At 72.7% G+C, this 3,948-nt stretch carries 3 protein-coding genes; 1 reads left to right on the forward strand and 2 read right to left on the reverse strand.

The annotated features are described in order from the left end of the window. The coding region (locus tag GTW43_RS24210) for a phosphatase PAP2 family protein (RefSeq protein ID WP_161304147.1) at nucleotides 1-831 on the reverse strand (831 nt) is incomplete at its 3' end. Nucleotides 832-1,090: 259 nt separating this feature from the next. Continuing rightward, on the reverse strand, nucleotides 1,091-2,224 hold the full coding sequence (locus tag GTW43_RS24215; protein WP_161304148.1) for a hypothetical protein: 1,134 nt from the start codon (nucleotides 2,222-2,224) through the stop codon (nucleotides 1,091-1,093). Nucleotides 2,225-2,471: 247 nt separating this feature from the next. Between GTW43_RS24215 and GTW43_RS24220 the strand changes: the two genes are divergently transcribed. Continuing rightward, on the forward strand, nucleotides 2,472-3,948 hold a 1,477-nt coding region (locus GTW43_RS24220; protein WP_161304149.1), incomplete at its 3' end, for an MFS transporter.

A 3,948-nucleotide genomic window follows, 5' to 3' on the forward strand; every position in this document is an offset into this window, starting at 1 on the left:
CGTCGCGGCGGCCGGCGCCATCGCCGGGGTGGGCACGGGCTGCGGCGCCGGGACCGGCACCGGGGCCCGGCGGCCGGACAGCAGCCGGTCGCGGACCGCCAGGATGACGGCCTCGGCCCGGGCGGCCAGCGGCTCGCACCAGGGCAGGGCCAGCAGGATGAGCAGTCCGGCGGCCCAGCCGAGCAGGACGTCGCTCAGCCAGTGGGTCCCGAGGTACACGGTCGTCAGGCCGACGCTGAGGGAGATCACCGCGGAGACCGCGGACAGCCAGCGGCGGGCCCGCGGCGTGGAGGCCAGGTAGGCGAGGATGCCCCAGGTCACGACCGCGTTCGCGGTGTGGCCGGAGGGAAATATATCGCCGCCCTGCCACATCTCGTTCGAGCCGATCACTGTCGCGTAGTGGGGGCCGAGCCGGCCCATGCCGTACTTGGCCGCGCCCACCGTCAGGTTGAGCAGCAGCAGTGCGGTCGCGAACATCACCAGGGGGCGCAGCGTGTGCTGCCGCCAGGACCGCCAGCCCAGCCAGGCCGTCACCATCACGGCCGTCGGGCCGCGCTGGCCGAGCACCACCCAGTAGTCGAGGAACGCGTGCACCTCGGGCCACTGCTGGTACGGCCGGAAGAACATGACCTGCCAGTCGAAGGCGACCAGCCACGAGGTGGCGAGGACCGCGACCACGATGGCCAGGTAGAAGGACAGGGTCGCCCCGAAGAGCACGACACGGTGCCGGCTCATCCTGGGCGGGTCCAGGATGACCGGCCGTTCGGGCTCGCGGTCGAGCCGGGCGAAGACTCGCTCGACGCGCCGGGTCAGGTTTCGTTCGGTACGCACCCAATCGACGCTACAGCGGGCGCGCGGCGGACCAGGGCGAAACAGTGGCTTTGTGATGACGATGTGATGTGGGATTGATCTCAGGAAGCCGTCTATTCCACGGAATCCGGTAACCGTCGAGAGAAGGCCCACAGAATTCTCTGATCGTTTTTGTCGGCTCGTTACGGGGCGATTATGAAAGTGTTCACCGGTTGCTGGCACGGAATTCTCTGTCCGCTCATCGGGCCCGCCGGAGCCGGTCAAGGACGGTCGGCGACGGTCACGGCGGGCCCGAACCGTTCAGCCAGAACGCCCCGTACACCGCCGAGACCAGTGTCAGTGCCCCAAGGATCACCGCTGACCTGCCGACTCGCCACCGGGACAGGGCCAGGGCGAGCGGCAGCAGCAGCGGGAACGCGGGCAGCAGCAGCCGCGGCTTCGAACCGAAGTAGCCCGCGGCGCAGAGCGCCAGGACGACGACGATGCCGGTGTAGACGAGCAGCGGCACCGGCTGGCGCTGCCGCACCCCCGTCGCGTAGAGCCAGATCACCAGCGCCACCCCGACGATCAGACCGATTCCGGCGAGCGCGCCCAGGGGGGAGGTGAACTTGTCCCCGACGAAGCGGGCGAAGGCAGCGCCGCCGTCGAATCCGTTCCCCCACTGCCGCTGCACGTCCAGATAGCCGAAGAGGCCGCCGCCGGTGTGCTGCCCCACCCACAGCACGTACGCCGCCGCGCCCGACGGCGCCAGCAGCACCCCGAGCGCGAGCCGCCACGGCACCCGCCGCTCACGCGCGATCCACAGCGCGGCCGCCACCCAGACCGCGGCCACCACGGCCGCGCCGACCGGCCGGGTCAGACCCGCCAGCGAGGCGAGCAGACCGGCGGTGACCCAGTGCCGCCGCAGCGTGGCGTACAGCGACCATGCCGCGAGCGCCGTGAACAGGGCCTCGCTGTACGCCATCGACGCCACGATCCCGACCGGCAGCGCACCCCACAGGACCGCCAGGCACACTCCGGCACGCCGCCCGTACAGCCGGTCACCGACCGCGAAGACGCCCCAGGCCGCGGCGAGCGACGCGAGCGAGCTCACCACCAGGCCGGCATCCGCGGCCGACAGCGGGCCTATCGCGCCGAGCCCCCGCTCCAGCCAGGGCAGCAGCGGGAAGAACGCCAGGTTCGAGTGGACGCTCCCGTCGGGCAGCGTCACCGACCAGCCGTAGCCGTGCTCGGCGACCCGGGTGTACCAGAGCGAGTCCCAGCGCGCGGTCAGCAGCGTGTGCGGGCTCTTGCCCGCCGCCGCGCTCCACAGGGCGAGCGCGAGCAGGCCGACGCCGCGCACGGCCGCGTAGCCGAGCAGCGCCGGGAGCGCCCGCCGCGCCGAGGGCCCGTTTTGTCGATCATCGTCCGTCACGGCCCCGATTATGGGCGCCCGCACCCGCCGCGCCGCAGGCCGCCCCCGCCCCGGAGAGTGGCGCACGCCACACTCGCTCGATCGCTCCATGAGAGGTCTGCCACGTGTCACCCGCTCGAACTCGCGTACTCTGACGGCTCACTCGCCTTCGCCGCGGGGCCGGGAGACCGCTCCTCCCGAGCCGGAGACCGTGGGCAGTCCCCGCCCCCGGATCCGCCGAGCGCGAGGACCACTGGGAGGTACGCACATGTCCGGGACGAGCACGTCCGCCGGGCGCCTGCGCAGTCGGCTGTCCGCCACCGGGGCCCGCACCAATCGCTGGATCGTCCTCGTCGTCCTGTGCACGAGTCTGCTCCTGGTCGCGCTCGACTCGACCATCCTCTACGTGGCCCTGCCCGCCGTCACCGAGGACCTGAAGCCCACCTCCGTCGAGCTGCTGTGGATCGGCGACGCCTACCCGCTGGTCTGCGCCGCCCTGCTGATCCTCTTCGGCACGCTCGGCGACCGGGTCGGCCGCCGCCGCATCCTGCTGCTCGGCTACGCGCTGTTCGGGGTCGCCTCCGCGCTCGCCGTCGTCTCGGACAGCGCGCAGGTGCTGATAGCGGCCCGCGCCCTGCTCGGCGTCGGCGGCGCGATGATCATGCCGGCGACCCTGTCGATCCTGCGCGACGTCTTCCCCGACCGGCACGAGCGGGCCGTCGCGATCGGCGTGTGGACGGCCGTCTCGGCGGTCGGCGCCGCCACCGGACCGGTCCTCGGCGGCTTCCTCGTCGAGCACTTCTGGTGGGGCTCGGTCTTCCTGATCAACATCCCGCTGATGGCGGTCATGCTGCCGTTGTGCCGGGTCCTCGTGCCCGAGTCCAAGGGGCGCTCGGACGGCCCCTGGGATCTGCTCGGCGCGGTGCTCGCCGCCCTCGGCGTCCTCGGCGTCGTCTACGGGATCAAGGAACTCGGCATCGGCCGCGACCTCCTCGACGCGGGCGCCGTGCTGCCCTTCCTCGGCGGTGTCGCGCTGCTCCTGCTCTTCGTGCGCCGCCAGCGCCGGCGCGAGCACCCCCTGATCGACATGCGGCTGTTCGCCCGCGCCGCGTTCTCCTCGTCCATCGGCTGCATCGTCATCGCCATGCTGGCGCTCGTCGGCCTCGAGCTGATCGCCGTCCAGTACCTCCAGCTCGTGCTCGGCCTGAGTCCGCTGGAGACCGGTCTGCGGATGCTGCCGCTGACCTTCGCCGCGATGACCGCGGGCGTCCTCGGCTCGGCGAACCTGCGCCGCTTCGGCCCCCGCCGCATGGTCGCGTCCGGCTTCACCCTGACCGCGTGTGCCGTGCTGCTGCTCGTGCTGATGGGCGGGCAGGACCGGCCGTGGCTGCTCGGCACCGGGTTCGTGCTCCTGGGCCTCGGCTTCCAGAGCACCCTGTTCGGTGCGTACGAGTCGATGCTCACCGAGGCGCCGGCCGACGACGCGGGAGGCGCCGCCGCGATCGGTGAGACCGCCTACCAGCTCGGCGCGGGCATGGGCATCGCCCTGCTCGGCTCGGTGATGAACGCGGCCTACGCGCCCGGGCTCCACCGGGTCGCCGGGGTGTCGGCCGCCGACAGCGAGGCCGCGGGGCACTCGCTCGGCGAGGCCTTCGCGATCGCGGGGCAGCTCGGGGGAGCGGCACGGGCCGCGCTGCGCAGCGCGGCGCGGGAGGCGTTCGTGCACGGGCTGCACGTGACGCTGG

The sequence above is a fragment of the Streptomyces sp. SID5785 genome (assembly GCF_009870065.1).
GTDB lineage: Bacteria > Actinomycetota > Actinomycetes > Streptomycetales > Streptomycetaceae > Streptomyces.